Origin of the sequence: Bradyrhizobium pachyrhizi, from assembly GCF_029714545.1 — a bacterium.
GTDB lineage: Bacteria > Pseudomonadota > Alphaproteobacteria > Rhizobiales > Xanthobacteraceae > Bradyrhizobium > Bradyrhizobium pachyrhizi.
Map to the genome: position 1 here is coordinate 1009367 of NZ_CP121667.1, position 20259 is coordinate 1029625.

At 61.9% G+C, this 20259-nt stretch carries 19 protein-coding genes and 2 tRNA genes; 14 read left to right on the top strand and 7 right to left on the bottom strand.

Annotated elements, in window-relative coordinates:
- Positions 1–51: 51 nt before the first annotated feature.
- Positions 52–1242 carry a hypothetical protein gene (locus QA639_RS04535; protein ID WP_157348361.1) on the bottom strand — a complete coding sequence of 397 codons (1191 nt, stop codon included), beginning with the start codon at positions 1240–1242 and terminating at the stop codon, positions 52–54.
- Positions 1243–1439: 197 nt separating this feature from the next.
- Positions 1440–1514: transfer RNA gene (locus tag QA639_RS04540), tRNA-Thr, on the bottom strand.
- A gap of 314 nt (positions 1515–1828) precedes the next feature.
- On the opposite strand from QA639_RS04540, the gene QA639_RS04545 reads away from it, so the two are divergent.
- The 12 genes from QA639_RS04545 (at position 1829) to QA639_RS04600 (ending at position 10584) form a co-directional block, all read left to right on the top strand.
- On the top strand, positions 1829–2065 hold the full coding sequence (locus tag QA639_RS04545; protein ID WP_283089254.1) for a hypothetical protein: 237 nt from the start codon (positions 1829–1831) through the stop codon (positions 2063–2065).
- 157 nt (positions 2066–2222) lie between these two features.
- A complete protein-coding gene (locus QA639_RS04550) occupies positions 2223–3923 on the top strand; it encodes an FAD-dependent oxidoreductase (protein WP_051376116.1) in 1701 nt (566 codons plus the stop codon).
- Positions 3924–3931: 8 nt separating this feature from the next.
- Complete coding sequence (locus QA639_RS04555; RefSeq protein ID WP_028333718.1) at positions 3932–4243, top strand: UBP-type zinc finger domain-containing protein; 312 nt, start codon at positions 3932–3934, stop codon at positions 4241–4243.
- 176 nt (positions 4244–4419) lie between these two features.
- Positions 4420–4920, top strand: coding sequence for a hypothetical protein (locus tag QA639_RS04560; protein WP_038377410.1), 501 nt, complete (start codon positions 4420–4422; stop codon positions 4918–4920).
- A gap of 127 nt (positions 4921–5047) precedes the next feature.
- Positions 5048–5872: an alpha/beta fold hydrolase gene (locus QA639_RS04565; protein WP_050382324.1), complete on the top strand. Its 825-nt coding sequence runs from the start codon at positions 5048–5050 to the stop codon at positions 5870–5872.
- 339 nt (positions 5873–6211) lie between these two features.
- On the top strand, positions 6212–6640 hold the full coding sequence (locus QA639_RS04570; RefSeq protein ID WP_028333715.1) for a DUF2948 family protein: 429 nt from the start codon (positions 6212–6214) through the stop codon (positions 6638–6640).
- Between the two features lie 104 nt (positions 6641–6744).
- Positions 6745–8040, top strand: coding sequence for a histidinol dehydrogenase (hisD, locus tag QA639_RS04575; RefSeq protein ID WP_028333714.1), 1296 nt, complete (start codon positions 6745–6747; stop codon positions 8038–8040).
- On the top strand, positions 8037–8543 hold the full coding sequence (locus tag QA639_RS04580) for a UPF0262 family protein (protein ID WP_016841326.1): 507 nt from the start codon (positions 8037–8039) through the stop codon (positions 8541–8543). Before hisD ends, QA639_RS04580 begins: the two co-directional genes overlap by 4 nt.
- 159 nt (positions 8544–8702) lie before the next feature.
- A complete protein-coding gene (locus tag QA639_RS04585; protein ID WP_283089255.1) occupies positions 8703–9167 on the top strand; it encodes an arsenate-mycothiol transferase ArsC in 465 nt (154 codons plus the stop codon).
- A 198-nt stretch (positions 9168–9365) separates the two neighbouring features.
- Entirely contained in the window at positions 9366–9995 is a 630-nt protein-coding gene (locus QA639_RS04590; RefSeq protein ID WP_050382316.1) for a Maf-like protein, read from the top strand.
- A 190-nt stretch (positions 9996–10185) separates the two neighbouring features.
- Positions 10186–10368, top strand: a complete 183-nt coding sequence (gene yacG / locus QA639_RS04595) for a DNA gyrase inhibitor YacG (protein ID WP_028333712.1) — start codon at positions 10186–10188, stop codon at positions 10366–10368.
- A 140-nt stretch (positions 10369–10508) separates the two neighbouring features.
- A tRNA-Phe gene (locus QA639_RS04600) sits at positions 10509–10584 on the top strand.
- A gap of 352 nt (positions 10585–10936) precedes the next feature.
- On the opposite strand, the gene QA639_RS04605 is transcribed toward QA639_RS04600, so the two are convergent.
- Together QA639_RS04605 and QA639_RS04610 are read right to left on the bottom strand one after the other, a co-directional pair.
- Entirely contained in the window at positions 10937–11812 is an 876-nt protein-coding gene (locus QA639_RS04605; RefSeq protein WP_283089256.1) for an ArdC family protein, read from the bottom strand.
- A 63-nt stretch (positions 11813–11875) separates the two neighbouring features.
- Positions 11876–12199, bottom strand: coding sequence for a helix-turn-helix domain-containing protein (locus QA639_RS04610; RefSeq protein ID WP_283090546.1), 324 nt, complete (start codon positions 12197–12199; stop codon positions 11876–11878).
- Between QA639_RS04610 and QA639_RS04615 the strand changes: the two genes are divergently transcribed.
- Together QA639_RS04615 and QA639_RS04620 are read left to right on the top strand one after the other, a co-directional pair.
- Positions 12087–12338, top strand: a complete 252-nt coding sequence (locus QA639_RS04615; protein ID WP_283090723.1) for a hypothetical protein — start codon at positions 12087–12089, stop codon at positions 12336–12338. The genes QA639_RS04610 and QA639_RS04615 overlap by 113 nt on opposite strands.
- A 174-nt stretch (positions 12339–12512) precedes the next feature.
- The gene (locus tag QA639_RS04620) at positions 12513–15653 is read left to right on the top strand and encodes a P-loop NTPase (protein WP_283089257.1); all 3141 of its coding nucleotides are present in this window, start codon (positions 12513–12515) and stop codon (positions 15651–15653) included.
- A gap of 582 nt (positions 15654–16235) precedes the next feature.
- On the opposite strand, the gene QA639_RS04625 is transcribed toward QA639_RS04620, so the two are convergent.
- The 3 genes from QA639_RS04625 to drmB all read right to left on the bottom strand — a co-directional run bounded on the left by QA639_RS04625 (position 16236) and on the right by drmB (position 20252).
- The gene (locus tag QA639_RS04625; RefSeq protein WP_283089258.1) at positions 16236–16694 is read right to left on the bottom strand and encodes a DUF4411 family protein; all 459 of its coding nucleotides are present in this window, start codon (positions 16692–16694) and stop codon (positions 16236–16238) included.
- Positions 16695–16744: 50 nt separating this feature from the next.
- Complete coding sequence (locus QA639_RS04630) at positions 16745–17935, bottom strand: helix-turn-helix domain-containing protein (protein WP_283089259.1); 1191 nt, start codon at positions 17933–17935, stop codon at positions 16745–16747.
- Positions 17936–18347: 412 nt separating this feature from the next.
- Complete coding sequence (gene drmB, locus QA639_RS04635; RefSeq protein ID WP_283089260.1) at positions 18348–20252, bottom strand: DUF1998 domain-containing protein; 1905 nt, start codon at positions 20250–20252, stop codon at positions 18348–18350.
- Positions 20253–20259 lie beyond the last annotated feature (7 nt).

The window sequence follows — 20259 nt, forward strand, 5'->3', positions numbered from 1 at the left end:
CCACGTCCTGCCGGCGCCTCCGTTCGGCGCCGACAGGGTGTGTTCAGATCATCAGCGTGAAGCGAGAGCGTTGGCCATGCGGGCAGATGTGCCGGGCGGCCTTGGCAAAGACCGTGCAGCGACCGCGGGTGCGGATGGCGTCGCATTGGTCGGCCAGGCACCAGGGAACGGCGGAGCGAAATGGTGCGCCTTCAGAGCGGCGACTTCCCATGAGTTCAGACAGGTTTTCCCGCCATACTCCGTCGAGTTGTAGAAGGCGTGAAATCCGATACCGAGAGCCGAGGCGAAGCGGTCTCCCTTGGTCGCTCCATCCACATAGCTTCTGAGCTTGGCGCAGAACTTGGGCAGATTTGCCGACCAGGGAGAATCAACCGCATTCTGGGCATTGTTGAATTGGCTTTGAAGCTCGCCGTAGCGATCGGAAAAGGCCCTGTCCACTCCGAGCCAGCCGTTTCCGCCGTCAATATCCGGCCCGGTGTCACGCACGATCTTGTCGATCGAGATGACGGTCTTTCGGCCGCTTCTGTAGCTGATGTTGCTGGCGGTTGACCTGATCTCATACTGCCTGGGATCGGGCGATCTGGTTTCCGCAAACGACGCCATGATCGAGTTCACCCCGTTGTTGAGCGTGGTGATGGCGTTGCTGTTCTTCTCCAAATAGGAGACGACAGGAACGATCGCCGATCCAATACCGGTGCCCGTGGCCAAGGAGCCCAACGCGACGGCACTGGTGCCGATCGTCGCAATCCCGCTCACAAACTTCGTCGGGTCGTTGAATCGAATGGTGTCCGACTGCTTGTATTCAAAGTGCAGCCTTACTTTCGCGTTCGCCGGAACGTCGGTGATGATGGTGCCTTCGCAGTTCTGAATTTGAACGTCGCCAAAGTTGGCTTTCGCTATGATCGGCACTTTGACCTGCTTGGTCTCGTTGCTCTTGGCGTTCGGGAAGGTCACCACGGCCGCCAGGGCGACAGACTTGTCGTGAATATTGAACCCATCCTGAAATATGTTGCCGGTTCGCTTCGCCCCGACCCAACCCGACGCCACGTTGTTCAGGCTCTGCGCATCATCGCAGAGATTACGGACCTTGAGATCGTATTCGAAGACGTCCCTGGGACTGTCGAAGGCTCTTATGACCGGCGGCGAGCCCGAAGCACGCTCAATATCGACCAACTCAAAGCCAAATGCGGACGAGGATGCCAACAGCGCAAGAGCCGTCGGCAGCAAGGTTTTGATGCGCACGTGAAATCCCCCAATTCCCAATCGTATTGCGGAGTCTTGAAATTCGCCATGTAACTACAGTTACATAGAAGTATAGCTCCGGCCGAAAATCAACCAAAAGTAGATTTTCGTACGGAAGAACGGAGGGCTGTCGAGGGGGTAGTGGGATCAGGGCGGGCGGGGAGGTCTTCGGCTCAGTCGCAGTGCGATGAAGATCCTGGTGCTGCCAGACAGGATTGAACTGTCGACCTCTCCATTACCAATGGAGTGCTCTACCACTGAGCTACGGCAGCATGCCCGGGAAAAATTGAATCGGCCCCGAGGGCCCATCCAAGCGGGCGGTTCTTGCCACAGGCCTCCCTTTGGCGCAAGCGAAACAGCGCCCCTGTCGCCCTTGAAATCGGCAGAAATCGACGGCCTCGCTGTTGATTCCGGCCAATCTGGCCGATTTCGGCCGGATTGGGTTCCCGATCGCGCCGAAACTATTCCGATCCGCGCTTGCCGCCGAATCATATCGCCGCAACTGGCCGACCGGGCAGGGTGCGCGGGCATCCGCCATTGGCTATGCTCACCTCGCGCGGGGCAGCGGCGGTTCGAGAGTTTTGCAATGACAGGCGATCAGGACAGAGGCGGCGGGCAGGCCGGAGCCCGCGTGAAGGATTCACGACAGGATCGTCTCAAGCTGGCGCTGCGCGAAAACCTGAAGCGGCGGAAATCGCAGGCGCGCGGTCGTGATGATGCGGCCTCTTCCGAAGCCGCCCATGGTTCGCTAGATGGCGGCCCGGTAGATGACGGCTCGCTGGACGACGATGGCGGAAGCGAGCCTGGCAAAGTGACAGGCTAAAGCCGCGGTTCTGATCCAATGAGAACTTCCGCATGGCGCAAGTGATGAGGGTACGTCGTTCCGGGGCGCGAAGCGAACCCGGAACCTCGAGATTCCGGGTTCGTGCTTCGCACGCCCCGGAATGACGAACGTAGGCAAAGAGAAGCGGGTCGCCGACATGGCTGTAGTAGAAGACACGACAATCAACCGGCTGAGCGCAACCGCCTACGCCTTCCCGCGCCATGAGCAGACCTTTCCGACCCTGACCGCGCAAGAGATCGAGCGGATGCGCCGCTTCGGCGAGCCGCGCGCATACCAGGACGGCGAGGCGCTGTTCGAGACCGGCAAGCCCGGGCCCGGCATGTTCGTGGTGCTGTCGGGCAATGTCTCGATCACCCAGCGCGACGGCCTCGGCCATGTCGCGCCGATCATCGACCAGGGACCGGGCCAGTTCCTCGCCGAGATCGGCCAGCTCTCGGGCCGCCCGGCGCTGGTCGACGGCCATGCCGATGGGGTGGTCGAGACGCTGCTGTTGCCGCCCGACCGGCTGCGCGCGCTTTTGGTTGCGGAGGCCGATCTCGGCGAGCGCATCATGCGAGCGCTGATCCTGCGCCGCGTCAGCCTGATCCAGGGCGGCGCCGGCGGGCCGGTGCTGATCGGCCCCGCCTCGGTCGGCAATATGGCCTCGCTGCAGAATTTTTTGGCGCGCAACGGCCAGCCGCACCACTTGCTCGACCCCGAGACCGACAAGGATGCCGCCGACCTCGTCGCGCGCTATTCGCCGACGCGCGCCGAGCTGCCGCTGGTGGTCTGTCCCAACGGCACGGTGCTGCGCAATCCTTCCGAGACCGCGCTTGCGATGGCGCTCGGCATGATCGGCAACAGCGCGCATGAAAAACTCTACGATGTCGCCGTGGTCGGCAGCGGCCCGGCCGGGCTTGCCACCGCGGTCTATGCGGCATCGGAAGGCCTGTCGGTTGCGGTGTTCGATTCCCGCGCCTTCGGCGGCCAGGCCGGGGCCAGCATGCGCATCGAAAACTATCTGGGCTTTCCGACCGGCATCTCCGGCCAGGCGCTGGCCGGGCGCGCCTTCAACCAGGCGCAGAAATTCGGCGCCGAGATGCTGATCCCGGTCTCGATCAAATCGCTCGACTGCACGAAAGCGTCCGGCGCATTCGTGCTCGACACCGCGTGCGGGCATACGCTGCGCGCGAAATCCGTGGTGGTCGCCAGCGGGGCGCGCTATCGCCGGCCCGAGATCGACAATCTCGATGCCTTTGAAGGCCGCGGCGTCTGGTACTGGGCCTCGCCGATCGAGGCCCGGCTCTGCGCCAACCAGGACGTCGTGTTGGTCGGCGGCGGCAACTCCGCGGGACAGGCGGCGGTGTTCCTGTCGGCGCATGCCCGCAGGGTCAACATGATGATCCGCGGCGGCGGGCTCGGGGCCAGCATGTCGCGCTATTTGATCGAGCGCATCGAGGCGACGCCGAACATCGAATTGATGTTCAACACCGAGGTGATCGGGCTCGACGGCGCGGAGACGCTGCAGCGGGTGCGCTGGCGCAGCCGGCTCGCGCCCGACGAGTTCACCATGGATATCCGCAATCTCTTTTTGTTTGTCGGCGCCGATCCGGCGACCGGCTGGCTCGAGGGCTGCGGCGTGCAGGTCGACCGCGGCGGCTTCGTGATGACCGGCGTGCAGACCGGCGAGGGCGCGCGCGCCGTGCCGCTGCTCGAGACCACGGTGCCCGGCGTGTTCGCGGTCGGCGACGTCCGCTCCGGATCGGTCAAGCGCGTCGGCGGCGCGATCGGCGAGGGTGCGCAAGTCGTCGCCGCGCTGCACGGCTATCTCGCTGACGCGGGCAGTCCGACGCTGTAGGAGGCATGATGTCGAAAGGCTGCATCCATATCGCCGGCATCCAGGATGTCACGCCGAGCGCGCTCGGCTGCGAGGAATGCCTGAAGAGCGGCAGCCGCTGGCTGCATTTGCGCATCTGCCGCACTTGCGGCCATGTCGGCTGCTGCGACGATTCGCCGAACCGGCATGCGACCGCGCATTTCCACGCCACCGGCCATCCCGTGATCGAGGGCTACGATCCGCCGGAAGGCTGGGGCTGGTGCTATGTCGACGAGGTGCTGTTCGACCTGTCGAAGCGCAAGACGCCGCATAACGGACCGATCCCGCGCTATTATCGATGAGGCTTCTTACACGGAGCACGTGCCGCATCGTGTGACATGCGTGCGAAAATTTTCAGCAATTGCCGGCGCCGGCAAAATTTTTCATGAGATGTCGGCCGTCCTGCCATCGAAGCATGTAGCAATTTTCCGTCACGCATCGTAACCTCGCACGTGGGTCTCAACGGGGAGTGCGCCACATGACGACATTGGTGCTCGTGCACGTCATTATCAGCCTGATTGCAATCGTCGCCGGCGTGCTCGTGATGTTCGGGCTGCTCGGCTCGCGCGCGATGCCGGGGCTGACCGCGATCTTCCTCGTGCTCACGATCCTGACCAGCGCCACCGGCTTCGTGATTCCGCCTTTGGTGACCGAGAAGCTGTTGCCGTCGCACATCATCGGCGGGCTTTCGCTGGTGCTGCTCGCGATCGCCTGCATTGCGCTCTATGCGATGCAGCTCAAGGGCGCCTGGCGTCCGATCTATATCGTGACCGCGATGGTCTCGCTCTATCTCAACGTCTTCGTGCTGGTCATCCAGAGCTTCCTCAAGGTGCCGGCGTTGCAGGCGCTGGCGCCGGCCGTGCCGCCGAACCCGCCATCCGGGCCGGTCTTTGCCGTGGTGCAGGGCATCGTGCTGGTGTTCTTCGTCCTGGTGACCATCGGTGCCTGGCGCCGGTTCAGGCCGGTCACGTTCGCCTGATCCGACAAGCCTTCGTCATTCCGGGGCGACGCGCAGCGTCGAACCCGGAATCTCGCAATCCAATATCTGGATTCCGGGTTCACGCTGCGCGTGCCCCGGAATGACGAATACAAGAGGAGCAATTCAAATGCCCACCATCACCACCAAAGACGGCGTCGAGATATTCTACAAGGATTGGGGCTCGGGGCAGCCGATCGTGTTCAGCCATGGCTGGCCGCTGTCGTCGGACGACTGGGACGCGCAGATGCTGTTCTTCGTGGGGCACGGCTTTCGCGTCGTCGCCCACGACCGCCGCGGCCACGGCCGCTCCGCCCAGGTCGCCGACGGCCATGACATGGATCACTACGCCGACGACCTCGCTTCCGTCACCGCGCATCTCGATCTGAAGAACGCCGTGCATGTCGGTCATTCCACCGGGGGCGGCGAGGTGGTGCACTATATCGCCCGCCACGGCGAGAGCCGGGTGGCGAAGGCGGCGATCCTGAGCGCGGTGCCGCCGTTGATGGTGCAGACGGCGAACAATCCCGGCGGCCTGCCGAAATCGGTGTTCGACGGCTTGCAGGCCCAGCTCGCCGCCAACCGCTCGCAATTCTACCGCGACCTGCCGGCCGGGCCGTTCTACGGCTACAACCGGCCCGGCGCAAAACCGTCGGAAGCCGTGATCCAGAACTGGTGGCGGCAGGGCATGATGGGCGGCGCCAAGGCGCATTACGACGGCATCGTCGCGTTCTCGCAGACCGACTTCACCGAGGATCTGAAGAAGATCAACGTGCCGGTGCTGGTGATGCATGGCGACGACGACCAGATCGTGCCCTACGCCGACTCAGCCCCGCTCTCGGCCAAGCTTCTGAAGAACGGCACGCTGAAGACCTACAAGGGTTTTCCGCACGGCATGCCGACCACGGAGGCCGAGACCATCAACGCCGACCTGCTGGCGTTCATCAAGGGCTGAGGCGGCCGGCGCTGCGCGTCGTACCGCTTGTCACAACGCCGCGCAGCTTCACCGCCTCCAAAGTGAGGCAGCCACCGACGGTAGGGTTCCCGCCTGGCGGGGGCCATTGTGAGCGAGGGGGCTCGCGATTTCTGAATATTAGAAAATTACCCCTGATTTGCCCGACGTGTCAAGTTACCTTGTCGAACGCCGCCGCCGTCATCTCCTTTGCATGGGGTTGTTTTCGATATTTTGGCCGTGCGCTCGCCGGTTCCCTTGAGCAGGGTTTCCTTGAGGCCACGTGGTACCGCTTGGTACCTCTTGGTACCTCTTGGGCCGCAAGGCGTTATAACCACCGTCATGTCCCCACCCGCGCCGCTGAAGCTGATCGCCCTCGATGCCGATGACCTCGCGGTCATCTCGGCCCATGTGCAGGACGCCCGCGTCCAGCCCTCCGACATCGTCTGGCGCCAGGACGAGAAGCGGCTCGTGGTCGGCCTGAACCGGCTGGACTGGGAGCAGACCCTGTCGGGCGGCACCTGCTCGCGGCGGCTGATCGCCGCGCTCAGGTTCGACCGGGTGCTGGCATGCAAGTCGCGCAATATCGACCTGGAGGCCCCGGAAGCCACCCTGGAACTGCTCGGGATCGAGTTCTATGCCTCCGACCCGCCGGGCGGCAGCGCGCTCCTGATGTTCGGCCATGGCGGGGCGCTGCGGCTGGATGTCGAGTGCCTGGAGTGCGAATTGACCGATCTTGGCACCGACGATCTCGGCGTGGCGCCGGGGTAGTCACCGTCGCCCCGGCCCTCGCCGGGACGACGACGCACAGGGTTGACGGCCATTATCCGTCGCGCCATTGAGCAGGGACCCGAATTCCTCCTAAGAAAGCCGTCATGCCCGTTCGCCTGGACCGACAGAGCGCCGATTTCGAGCAGCGATTCCGCGATTTCCTGGCGGCCAAGCGCGAGGTATCGGCCGACGTCGAGCGCGCCACCCGCGCCATCGTCGACGACGTGGCGGCCCGCGGCGATGCGGCGCTGCTCGAGGCGACCAAAAAGTTCGACCGGCTCGATATCGAGGCGGCCGGCCTGCGCATTACCGCAGCCGAGATCGACGCCGCGGTTGCGGCCTGTGACCCCAAGACCGTCGAGGCCCTGAGATTCGCGCGCGACCGGATCGAGACCTTCCACCGCCGCCAGTTGCCGAAGGACGAGCGCTTCACCGATGCCGCCGGCGTCGAACTCGGCTGGCGCTGGAGCGCGGTCGATGCGGTCGGGCTCTATGTGCCCGGCGGCACCGCGGCCTATCCGTCCTCGGTGCTGATGAACGCGGTGCCGGCAAAGGTCGCCGGCGTGCCGCGGGTGGTGATGGTGGTGCCGGCGCCGGACGGCAAGCTCAACCCGCTGGTGCTCGCCGCCGCCCATCTCGGCGGCGTGTCGGAAATCTACCGCGTCGGCGGCGCCCAGGCGGTGGCGGCGCTGGCCTACGGCACCGCGACGATCGCGCCGGTCGCCAAGATCGTCGGCCCCGGCAACGCCTATGTCGCCGCGGCCAAACGGCTGGTGTTCGGCAAGGTCGGCATCGACATGATCGCCGGGCCCTCCGAGGTGCTGGTCATCGCCGACGACACCGGCAATGCCGACTGGATCGCGGCCGATCTCCTGGCGCAGGCTGAGCATGACGTCAGCGCGCAGTCGATCCTGATCACCGACAGTGCACGGCTCGCCGCCGACGTCGAGCGCGCGGTCGAGGCGCAGCTTGCGACGCTGCCGCGCGCCGAGATCGCCCGCACCTCGTGGAACGACTTCGGTGCCGTGATCAAGGTGGCAAAACTCGACGACGCGGTCGAGCTCGCCAATGCGATCGCGGCCGAGCATCTCGAGATCATGACCGCGGACGCCGAGGGCCTGTCGAACAAGGTCCGCAACGCCGGGGCGATCTTCCTCGGGGCCCATACGCCGGAGGCGATCGGCGATTATGTCGGCGGCTCCAACCATGTGCTGCCGACCGCGCGCTCGGCGCGGTTCTCCTCGGGCCTCGGGGTGCTTGACTTCATGAAGCGAACCTCGATCCTGCGGTGCGGGCCGGATCAGTTGCGTGCGCTCGGGCCCGCCGCGATGACGCTCGGCCAGGCCGAGGGTCTCGATGCTCATTCACGTTCCGTCGGATTGCGCCTCAACCTCTCATGAACAAGCCACCAGACGACGAGGATTCCAACAATCGCATCGTCGCGGTGACGCTCGACGAGGAATCGATCGGCCGTTCCGGGCCCGATATCGAGCATGAGCGGGCGATCGCGATCTACGATCTGATCGAGCAGAACCTGTTCGCGCCCGAGGGCGCCGCCGGGCCGGGGCCTTACACCCTGCATATCGCGATCACCGGCAACCGGCTGATGTTCGATATCCGCAAGGAGGACGGCGCGCCGGTGGTCGCACATCTGTTGTCGCTGACCCCGTTCCGCCGCGTCGTGAAAGACTACTTCATGATCTGCGACAGCTACTATCAGGCGATCCGGACCGCGACGCCGGACAAGATCGAGGCGATCGACATGGGCCGCCGCGGCATCCATGACGAGGGCTCGCGCACGCTGCAGGAACGGCTCAAGGGCAAGGTGCGCGTCGATTTCGAGACCGCGCGGCGGCTGTTCACGCTGATCACCGTGCTGCACTGGAAGGGTGAAGGCGCATGATCCCGACCCGGAGGGCCGCGTTAGCGCAAAGTGGATACCGGTTTTCGGTCGCGACAAACGCGTGTGTTTGCGCGGAGGTCATGCGCCGGAAGACGGGGCGCGTGATCGGTGACGCGATGATTGACGGGGGCGTACCCCGATCGAAAAAAGCCTGATCGCATGGAAGCGCCGCGCGCGCGCCATCCCCAGGCCGTGCTGTTCGCATGCGGCCTGAACAGCGTGCGGTCGCCGATGGCCGAAAGCCTGCTGCAGCAGATGTTTCCGCAAGGCCTCTATGTTCGCTCGGCCGGCGTCAAGAAGGGTGAGCTCGACCCGTTCGCCGTCTCGGTGATGGCCGAACTCGGCCAGGACATTTCCAGCCACAAGCCGCAAACCTTCGAGGAACTCGAGGACTGGGAGGGGCTGAACTTCGATCTCATCATCACGCTGTCGCCGGAGGCGCACCACAGGGCGCTGGATCTCACCCGCACGCTCGCCGCCGATGTCGAATACTGGCCGACGCAGGATCCGACCGGCACCAGCGGCAATCGCGAGCAGAAACTCGCCGCCTACCGCGAAGTCTGCGACGGCCTGTTGCTGCGCATCCGCCGCCGCTTTGCCAAGGCCGGCGCGGCAAACCTGTGAGGCTCGGCGAGGCAAGGGGACCAGCGTGTTCCGATTCGCAGAACCGCCGCTTGTCGCCAGACTGACAAACAGCTGTGCTTATGGGGCCTTGTCTCCAGGCGGGGGCGCGATTCGCGGCCGGTTCCAAGGTTGTGCATCCATGCCCCATCCGATAGGTTCCGCCCGCGTCCGTCCCCCCGATTCAGCCCAAAAGCCCGCATGCTAGGCCGTCCCAAATTCGTTCTTGCTTCCGGTTCGCCGCGGCGGCTGGCCCTGCTCAACCAAGCCGGCATCGAGCCCGATGCGCTGCGCCCGGCCGATGTCGACGAGACCCCGCGGCGGGGCGAGTTGCCGCGCGCCTGCGCCAACCGCCTGGCGCGCGCCAAGGCCGACGCGGCGCTGAAATCGGTGCATCTTGACGACGACCTGCGCGGCTCCTTCATCATTGCCGCCGACACCGTGGTGGCGGTCGGCCGCCGCATCCTGCCCAAGGCCAATCTGGTCGACGAGGCCGCGCAGTGCCTGCGCCTGCTGTCGGGCCGCAATCACCGCGTCTACACCGCGATCTGCGTGGTGACGCCGCGCGAGGCATTCCGTCAGCGCCTGGTCGAAACGCGCGTGCGCTTCAAGCGGCTCAGCGAGGACGACATCCAGGCCTATATCGGCTCCGGCGAATGGCGCGGCAAAGCCGGCGGCTACGCGGTGCAGGGCATTGCCGGATCGTTCGTGGTCAAGTTGGTCGGCTCCTACACCAATGTGGTCGGCCTGCCGCTCTACGAGACCGTGACCCTGCTCGGCGGCGAGGGCTTTCCGATCCGCCACGGCTGGCTCAACTCCGTCGCGGTGTAGCGCTGATCAGACATTCTTCCTGCGCCGCATCGGCTCTGCACCTCTCCCCTTGTGGGAGCGGCCACATCGCATCGCAGATGCGAGTCGGGTGAGGGGTCTGTCTCCGCGGACGGAGGGAAGTGACCTGCGGCGAACGTGGAACATGCGACCGCCTCCTCGATTGCCAGTTGATATAGACTCCGGCCCAGCCATGACTGACCAAGCCCGAACGCCCCCGGCCACCCCGCGCGCCTGCCCGATTTGCGGCAAGCCCGTCGAGCAGGCCTTCCGCCCGTTCTGCTCGGCGCGCTGCCGCGACGTCGACCTCAACCGCTGGCTGACCGGCCGCTATGTCGTGCCCGGCCGCGAGGACGACGCGGAGGACCCGGAATAGCCCAGATTTCCCAACAAGTTGGGGAAAGAGTGCCGGGCGGGCCGAGCCCGGCGAAGCGTTTCGCGAAGCCGGGTGGACACGACGCTCCGACCTCTCTATAAACCGCCCGCTCGCTCCGGCCTTTTCGGCCCCGCGGGTATGCCCAGGTAGCTCAGTTGGTAGAGCATGCGACTGAAAATCGCAGTGTCGGTGGTTCGATCCCGCCCCTGGGCACCACCTAACAAATTGAACTAACTCGAGAAATTCTGTCGGCGGCGCTCCGAACGTTTTCTATCCGATCTTTGTTGCAACCTGATTGCAACCGCAGCCCGAAAAAAGATGCGCCGGTGGCCCGCCGTGCCGAATGCAGTGCGTCCCGATACGCTGAGTAGCCTGTCGGAAACGGCCCAATCGCCGACCCGGTAGGCGCGAACCCGCTCCGGCGCGGCCACCAAAACCAGCCAGCGTCGCGCCGGCCGAACGTTTCCAGTGACTGGTCGGCAAAGAAAATCTCGATAGAGGCGCCGGTCACCGGGTGGATGTCGAAGAATGCCTCATGGGCGGGTGCGGGAGGGCGCATGGCGGTGCCTCATGCCGCAACGACTGCCGGCGCTTGCAGCGCCAGGCCGCGCAAATAGTCCGCGGCCTTGGACGCTTGGCTGCAAGCGGTGAAGAAGGCCCGCTTGTCTGCCCTTAGAAGGTCGGTCCAGGTCGCAATGTAGCCGGCGTGCCGGAGATCACCATCGAAGCCAAACTCTGCACACAGGAATGCCGCGCCCAGCTCAGCAATCAGCTCTTCCGCCGCGTAGCGGCGCGAGCCGAAGCGGTTTTTCAGATCGCGATTAAGTCGGCTCTTGTGCCCGGTCCAGTGGGTCAGCTCATGAAACACCGTGCCATAGAAATGATCCGCGCCCTTGAACGCCTCGAAGGTCGGCATTGAGATAAGATCCCGGCTCGACACATAGCAGGCCTCGCCGCCTTCGCGGATGTCCGCGCCCGTTGAGCGCAGAAATTCGTCGGCAAAGTCGTCGCGGCGATCAGGGTTACGAACGCGCGCCGGCTTCCCGATCTTGACGCTGTCGGGAAGGCCCTCGCATTGCGAGACGTTAAAGACTGAGTACTCACGCATCATGGAGACGAGGCGCGTTGAGCGTTCGCCGTCTGCCCCCTCCTGGATTTTCAGCTGCTTGACGAAGTAAATTTTCGTTCCGCGCTCGCCCTTGCGGACGTGGCCGCCCAGCTCCAGCGCTTGCTTGAAGGTGAGAAACCGCGGCGTGCGATAGCCTGCCGCCTGCGCCATCCAAAGTAGAACGGTGTTGCACCCTGAGTAGGGGCGGTTCGTCACCGCGTTGCACGGCGTGTTCGCGCCGGATGTGGTCGACCATGGCTTATTCCACGGCATCGCGCCGGTTTCCAACTCGGCAACGATGCGCGCCGAGACTTCCGCATAGAGGTCGCGTTTCATGGGGGCTCGCTGGCTGGGGTTGATGCGGCCGATCGGTCGCTCGTTACAGCCGCGTCGGAGCCCTCACGCTGCGCGCCTTCGATTTTTACCCCAGGGGGACGCTTGGCCGGGCGGGGGGCCTTGCGCGCGCCGAAACGTGTGCCGCAAAGATGTAGCTCCCCAAAAGGAAATCGTTAACAGATCGTTAAAGGAGAGGTGTCCGCGAGCAGCATCGCGGCGCGGGCGTCCGCTTTCGTCGTCGCGGCTGAAAAGCTCCGCCAGCGAGACGTCAAGCGTGGCCGCAAGCTTCGCCAGCGAGGCCAAGGTCGGATTTGCTGTGCCGATTTCGATTGCACTGACCAAGGCCTGCCGCGTCCTGGCCGCCGCAGCCAAGTCCTCCTGTGACAACCCCGTTCTCGCCGCAACCGCTGTAGATTTCGCGCCAGGATGCGCTGCGCCGATTGAGAATGGCATGTTCGCTGTTTCCGCGAACGGACTGCCGCGCCATCAACCGACAAAGCCCCGTGGCCGTGCCGCTAAGCTGTGAACTTACTTCCGCTTTCGGCGGCATAGCGGACATGATGGCCAATCCGGCCCCTATCGCCTCGCGACGCTCGCAACCGGGTGTTAGCCCAATTTAGGGCTTGCAACTGCGCCTCTCACAACTAGCAAGTGTCCCAAAGGCTCGAATCAATAGAGCCCTTTGTTTTTGGGGGCTTCCATGGGGAAAAAACCGGCAGCGCCGCTCGTCAAAATCCCTGACGTGCTGGTTGAGGCAGTCAAGAGCAAGCGGGTGATTCCGTTCTTGGGAGCTGGAGCCTCAAAGGAATCCCGTAATTCTACGGGCAAAATGCCTCCTGACGCCGACCAGCTTAGGGACATCCTGGCCCTTAAGTTCTTTGGCAAGTTGATCCCAAATCGCGACGTGATGGCCGTTTCCGACATGGCGATATCGTCGGCCGGGGGAACGGGCCTCGTCTATGATGCTGTGCAAAAGGCCTTCGACGGTTTCCCACCATCCCAAGCCCACATAGCATTAAGTGCCTTCAACTGGCGCACGATCGCCACCACAAACTACGATACTCTCGTGGAGCAGGCCTACAGCAGCTCATCAAAGCGCTTGCAGTCACTTGTGCGGTTCGTCAAGGACGATGAGCCCGTTGAGGAGCGGATGCAGGCGGTCACAAATCCCGTGGCTTATCTGAAGCTGCACGGCTGCCTCGATCATATCTATGACAAGGACGTACCTCTCGTCCTGGCCAAGGAGCAGTATGCAACGTACTCAGCCAACCGAACCCACCTGTTCGAGCGATTGAAGCAGCTTGCCAGAGAGTCCACCCTACTCTTCATCGGATATCGGCTTGATGACCCTCACATTCGAGAACTGATCTACAAGCTGGAGATCAATCGTCGGCCGCGCTGGTACATCGTAACGCCCGATGCAGAGGACTACGATATCAATTACTGGTCCTCGAAGAATGTCGAAGTCATCAAAGCAAAATTCGCCGAGTTCATGCAGTCGCTCGATGCGGCCGTTCCGCCCCTTTGGCGATCGCTATCGGTAAGCGATGCAGTGTCCGAATTGCCGCTTCGTAAATTCTACGTCCAGCGGGTCGAGGAATCAGACAAGGTTAAGCTGGCACTGCAGAACGACCTCACGCATGTGCATGCGGGCATGGCATCGGCGCCGCAGACAGCGGAACGGTTTTACTCAGGGTATGACAGCGGCTGGGGAAGTATCGTCCAGCGGTTAGATGCCCGGCGAAAAATCGAGGACGAACTCCTTTTCACAATCCTTCTTGAAAACGAGAATGTGAAGGGGCCGCTGCTCGTCGTGACAAGGGGTCCGGGAGGAGCCGGAAAATCAATTGTCCTGAAGAGGACCGCATTTGAGGCGGCTACCGCGTCGAGCGCCCTGGTGCTTTGGCTGAACGAGGATGGCGCGCTCCGTCCAGAGGTATTCTTGGAAATCCACGAGCTAACCAACGCGACGATCTACCTGTTTGTCGATCAGCTCGCGCTCCACGTTGATAAGCTTCTGGGACTGTACAAAATCGCCAAGCAAAGACAAATCCCGCTCGTCATCGTGGGAGCTGAGCGGGACGCGGACTGGAACACCTACTGTGGTGCCCTTGAAGACCTTGAACCCGTTGAAAAGCGCGTTGGCAACCTGTCCGGAGACGAGACAAGCCTGCTACTTGACCTTCTTGAAAAGCACTCGTGCCTCGGATTGCTCAAGGAGAAGAATCATGAAGAGCGTGTCGAAGCGTTTATGGGGCGCGCCGCCAGGCAGCTCCTCGTGGCTCTCCATGAGCTGACGCAAGGAAAGCCGTTTGAGGAGATTGTCTTCTCCGAGCATCAAAACGTAAACCCCGAGCAGGCCCGCCAGCTCTACCTCGATATCGCGACCATGCACCAATTCGGTGTGAACATCCGCGCCGGTACGATTTCTCGTATCTCGGGTATCGATTTTGAGGAGTACAAAAATAACTTCTTCCACCCGCTAGAAAACATCGTCAGGGTTACAACCGATAGCTATTCGGGTGACTACGTCTACCGCACGCGCCATGCTCGCGTGGCTCAACTCGTGTTTAAGCAGGTCTGTCCGACCGACGAAGCCAAGGCGCGCCAGTTCATCCGGATTTTGGATGGCATCGACGTTGGCTACTCGTCAGACCGTCGCGCCCTGGAGGAAATGACGAAAGGGCGGGGCCTCGTCGAAAACTTCAATAAGCCCGACGAGGTGCGCGGCATTTACGAAGCTGCCATCAATGCCGCTCCTACTCAGGCATTTTTGCATCAGCAGTGGGCTGTATTCGAGCTTAACCATCCTCAGGGGTCAATTGCTGACGCGGAGAGGCATGCGGCTGTTGCTCATGAGCTGGACCCAAAGAACAAGAGTATCGTTCACACGCAGGCCGAAATCGACCGCCGGAGGGCGAGCGACGAACCCTCGGGTATCTTGAAGGAATCCCTCCGCAGGCGGGTGAGGGCGCGGCTGGCCGAGTTGCCCCACAACGACCGCTTCACCGTGTCGAGCCGCTGCAAGCTGTTGGTGGACGAAGTTGAGGATATCGGCAGGGCGTTGGCGGAGGATGCCAAGCCCCACGACGCGATTTTCTTTGCCGAGAAAGTAAAGGATGCAGAGACCGCGCTTCTGAAGGCTCAGCAAGAGTTTCCGGATGACGCTGATATTATCCAAGTAGAAGCGCGCCTGAGGAGCGAACTGGATCAGAAGGATAAAGCCCTGTGGGCTCTCGAACGTGCTTGGGCGGCCGGCCCGCGAGGATCCGGGTTGGCAATCCGCGTGGCTCGAATTTATCAGGCGCGGAAGCGCGAGGTCGACGCTGAAAAGATATTGAAGGAAGCGCTGACCCGTAACGCGGATGACAAGCAGGCCCACCAAATGCTCGCACTGCATTACCTCCGGCAGCCGAACTTTGACGCCGATCTTGTTGAGCAACACCTCCGCAACAGCTTCTCGGCCGGAGATGCGAATTACGAAGAGCGCTACGTCCTGTGTGAGTTCTTGTTCTACCGTGGCCAGCCGCAAAGGGTGTCGGAGCTGTTCGATTACATCAACGCGAAGGCGCCGCCAAGTTTCCGGAGGGTCGCTCCGCGTAAGGAGTCAGCGATAACGTCATTGCTTGGCAGATACTCCGGAACGGTCGATGGAATGAAACCCCAATTCTTCTTCATCCGTTCGGGAAGTTATCCAAGCAACGTTTTTGCGCACAACTCGCTTGTAGACCCGGAGGTGCTCTCGGAGCTGTCGGTCGGATCTGATGTGAATTTCAGGATTAGGTTCAATCGGAGCGGACCGTGCGCAATTGACTTGAAGCTGGGGCGATCGACGAAGTGATCGGTTAGAAGCCTTTCTGTGCCAGGACGCTTCCAATGCTTGTGCTTCTCGCAATCCATCGAAAACGGCGGTTCGCAAGTTGGGCCGAGCTGAACTGCTTGGCTTAGCGGACTTGGTCCGAATGCCCCACACACAGCGGACATTCACCAAGGCTAGCACCTGGATGTCGCGAAGAAGGTAACAAGGTGAAACCATCAAACGATGGAAATGCTCGTCGGAGCACGACCGTTTGTCCGCAAGGGTAGCAAGTTAAAACCCCGAATTCTGTGCGCGCATCGCGCTCGCCAATGTTTGACCTTGCTACCTTTGGCGGTTCGATCGGCAGCGAAGTGCTCAAACCATTTAACGCACGCCCCGCGTACGACCGTTTCGGCCTTGTAACCTTTTGATCTGAGCGCCCCAGCTATGCACCGGCCACGAATCGCGATGCCATCGCGGTAAAGCTACTCGAGACCGAGGCTCGATCAAGTTTGCGGAGCTTCACGTAGGTCCGGAAACCCGACAGGCGCGCCGCCCCCTGACGGCATGCGCCTATTCCGGCCCGGTGACGCGAACTACACCAGCGCCTGATGCTCTCGGGCATCAGTTCTTGATCGCTTCCGCGCGAAGTAGGTCGTTGAAATTGAGGTGGTCCACACCTTCTTTATCGCAAACGTCAGGGATTTTTTGTCGCTTGGCGCTATCCTGATCAAGGTTCGTTTTCTTTTCACTGCTGACCACCGGAAGACCAAGAGTCTTCGCTAGCGCAATGATCGTTAGGTCATTCAATCCGATCGTACCTTTGCGATTGCCGTTGTAGTCAGAGATGACTGACGCGTGTCGGACCTTCATCTCCTCGTAGTGCGCCAAGTATGTCTTCCAGTCCCAATTCTCCTCTTCGATTTCCATCTGGAGGGCGGCGCCATTAGCCTTGATGCACTCCCCGATGGGGCCAGGAAGATGTTCGAGCTCCTCGTATATCTCGACTGTCACGGCAAACGTCCCCTCCGTGACCAAACCAGCAACCTTGGCCCAGATGGTCGGGTGGATGTCCTCTGGCATGAACTCCAGAGGGTTGCTCAACCCCGATGTATCGAGGCAATACTTCTTCATTAGTTTCTAAAATGATTCCGGATGTCATCGAGGTGGGCGAGATTTTTGATGCCCATGAACTCCGCCGCATTGTGGTTCGTGATCATTCCGTTCGACCACGCCTCAAGGACAAGTCCAGTGTAAAGGTCGCCGCGCGACGACCGAAATCTTGAGCCATAATATTCGGGTCGACCACCGCCCTTGAAATCTCTCTCTTGCTGAAGAAATTGAGGTCTCTTTACCCGCCAGTAAAACTCTTCCTCGACGTAACCAAGTTCAACGAGGCGAACCAGTGCGGCGTGGCGGCTCACGCAGAAAGCGTTGGCCACGGCGGCAATCCTTGTGTCGTCTATGCCGCTCTCTGGTCGGCGCGGCACCGGATAGAGGACCCGAACGACTTCGGCCTTCGGCATAAGGAAGGCGCCTGCAAATCCATCACACCAATCTTCCACCTGCCGCGCGCGAGTCTTGTTGGGTGCTGTTCCTATTGGCCCACTGATCCCGCTCTCCTTGACGACGACGTGTCCAAGCTCATGCGCAAGCGTGAAGGCCTGCGCGGTAGGGGCTTCTTTGCTGAAGACGAGCACGGGAAGCGGGCTTGCAAAGAGGCACATCCCTCGCGCGCCGAAGGCCGCCAGACCAGAATTCTTCATGGTAATGATGCCGGCGCGTTCTAGGTAGTTCCGGAACGCGCTGATGAACTTCGCCTTGACGTTTCCTTTGCGTGAGTACTGCTCGCTCATCGGCAGCTTCAGCACTTCACGTACGGACGCTGCTGCCGCTTCGGGGCTCTTTCCGAGGGCCCAATAGAACGAGTCGTCAAGGACGGGAGGTTTGATCCTTAGAATATCATAGAGGTCGAGCGCGTTGAGGCGTGTTTCTTCAGCCTCCGCCTGGATTAGAAGGAGCTCGTGCTGCTCGTTCGGGGCTTCAACGTCCGAGTGCAGCCGAAAATCTGGAACCAGCTCCAGCTCTTTTATCTTCGGCCGCTCCTTCGAAAGGAACTCCATGAACGGCACGTCGTAGACATTTGCCAGCTTGCGGGCTTGCTTCACTGTCGGGACGTCTGCACCTGCTTCCCACCGCTGTATATGGTCGGGCGTTACACCGGCTCCTCTTGCGGCGCTATCCAGGGACAGCCGCACTCGTTTGCGCGCCCATTGAAGGACGTCGCGATTGAACGGTGCTCTTTCTTTCTGCGCGGTAGCCATGGCTCGTCACCTTAGCGCAAAATGTAAATTTTATAGTGGGTTCATCGCGCGGCGGTGCGCCGACATGGGGACCGTTCATTGGGAGGCGACCGCCCGACCCATGGCATCGCCTTGCTTGTGCCCTGCGGAGCCCCCGAGCACCGTGGTGCGACAAATTTACATAAGTTATTGTACTTACTGGTGAAATACAATGATTTCGGTTCACAAGAGCGAAAGCTGGATATCGATGCGGTGACGGTGGACTCCAGAAAGTCCTCCGGCGACGGCGGGACCTCGCCGCATTCCGCGCAGCGCCGGCGCAGCTTGACGGCGAAATCAGGGCGCCGGCGCCAAGGCTCGTAGGTCTTGCTGCGCCCCCACCATCCCCAGCGCTTTGCGGTGTGAACGTTGCACTGTCAGCTCCAGATTACATTCAGCTAAAGAAGCTCGCGTTGGTCTGACCCATCGTATCCACGACCAGTGCGCGATCGAGGAACAGATTTCTTGCCTCGCAGCTCGTTTCGGCAATCAAGAGACATCCGTGGCACGCTGCGCCATGAAGCGTTCGATCGTCGTGGGCTGCCGTCGGATCGTGATCGGCGCAAACTGGATCCCCCGAGCAAAGGCGCTCTCGTTCAAGAGCAGACTTGAGGAGCGGCACGAACCGCCGCGTGACCTCGACGAGCCCGCCTAACGTGCCTTGGTTTCCGGCGGAGGCAGTGTAAATCAGAACTCCGCATTGGATTGGCCGTCCAGGAGCACGGGGCAGCACGTAAAGGCGCTCTTTCAACGAGCTTGCGGGATAACCACAATCAATTGCGACTTCACTTATCAAAGCATGCGCAAGAGTATGCGCAAAAATGTACTCAGGTCGTGCTCGCTCACGAACGTTGTTCTCGCTGACCTTCTCGCCACGCGCCCGCTTCTGATTGATCCACGCTGTCGCGCCGCCCTGCAACTGGGTTGCACGCACCAACAACGACGGCCGAGCCAGCCAATCGTTCAAGGCTTCCGGAGCGAATTGTACAAAGAAACCCTCACCAAACTGCTCTACCGCGGGGAGCCAGTCAGGCATCTGAGCGAGCGGGGCGCCGCTGACTGCGAGCCCAACGTCCTCGAGTTCGTCGGTCGCGAGAGGAGCAGGCTCAAACCGCGTGAAGCCGTAAAGGCAGGCTACTTCCCGTAGCCTGTGAACGGCTACGAGGGACTTGATCCCGCTCGCAACAGCGTCTCCGTCCGGATCCCAAATCGTCCGGTCCAACGTCTCTGCATGCAGATGCGCGTCGGGACTGTCTGATCCGATCAACGCGTCACCGCTGGCGAGCAATTGAAACTCTGCGATCCTCGGATCCTCTGCGGTGTCGACCTGCGTTCCAGCACTATGCATCGATTGCAGCCGACTGAAGATCGCCTCATCTGAGTAGGCTTCCAGGCTGGCTCGCAGCGGCGGATTAAACCGGCGCGCCGCCTTGATATCATCAGCCGACCCGCACCCCTCGAGCACCGACCAAAAGGCCTCAATACGTCGCGCAAGCTCGTCCACTCGTTGCGGCAGCGAAACGACCCTGGCGACCTGAGGAAAGTAAGTGTTGATGGCACTCCGTGTGAGCAATCGGAGACCCACAGACGCATTGCATGGATTTGGGTCGCGATCGCCGATCCAGGGCCGCTCCCCGGGGCACGGCCCGAGGCGACCTTGTTGGAAAAGCTCCTCCAGCGACAGCGAAGCGCCGCAGTCGCATGTGATGCGGATATCGCGAGGATCCGCGCTCGTGCCGGCATCCTCCTGCCACATCTGCTCTCGGCAAGGGCCAGAGGCGCCGCCCACACCACGATCACGAAAGCTCTGATGAACAATGCGTCGCCACTCGATGTCCTGCAGGTGTCCGTTCTCGCAACCGCAGACGAAGCGGATCGGTGAGGCCTTCCGGCGCTTGCCATCGTCGCCCTTGTACTCAAGCCGCTTCGGAGGCTCGAGATCCTGGAAGCGAACCAGCCGGCGCCGATTAGGCGGATCCCCAGCAACAGCATCACATGCAAACCAGCGCGGAAAAACGGTCGCCTTGATCCCAGGCGACGGGCGCTTCGGATCTCCCGCATCGATGGGTGGTGTCCGCAACTCGGGGGGACGGTCGGCAACGAGCCTTCCGTCGTCCTTTAGACGCTGATGGAGCAGCCGCGCAAGTCGTACCTCCTCAATGACCCTGAAGGTACCAGTACCGAACATTTCCCAGTGTTCGAGGCCCAGGACGAGCACGGACCGTTCCGGCAGATCCAGCATGGACCCCGGACCGAACACTCCAATCACCTGACCCACCCGAACCCTGTCGTCTGCCATCGTTCGC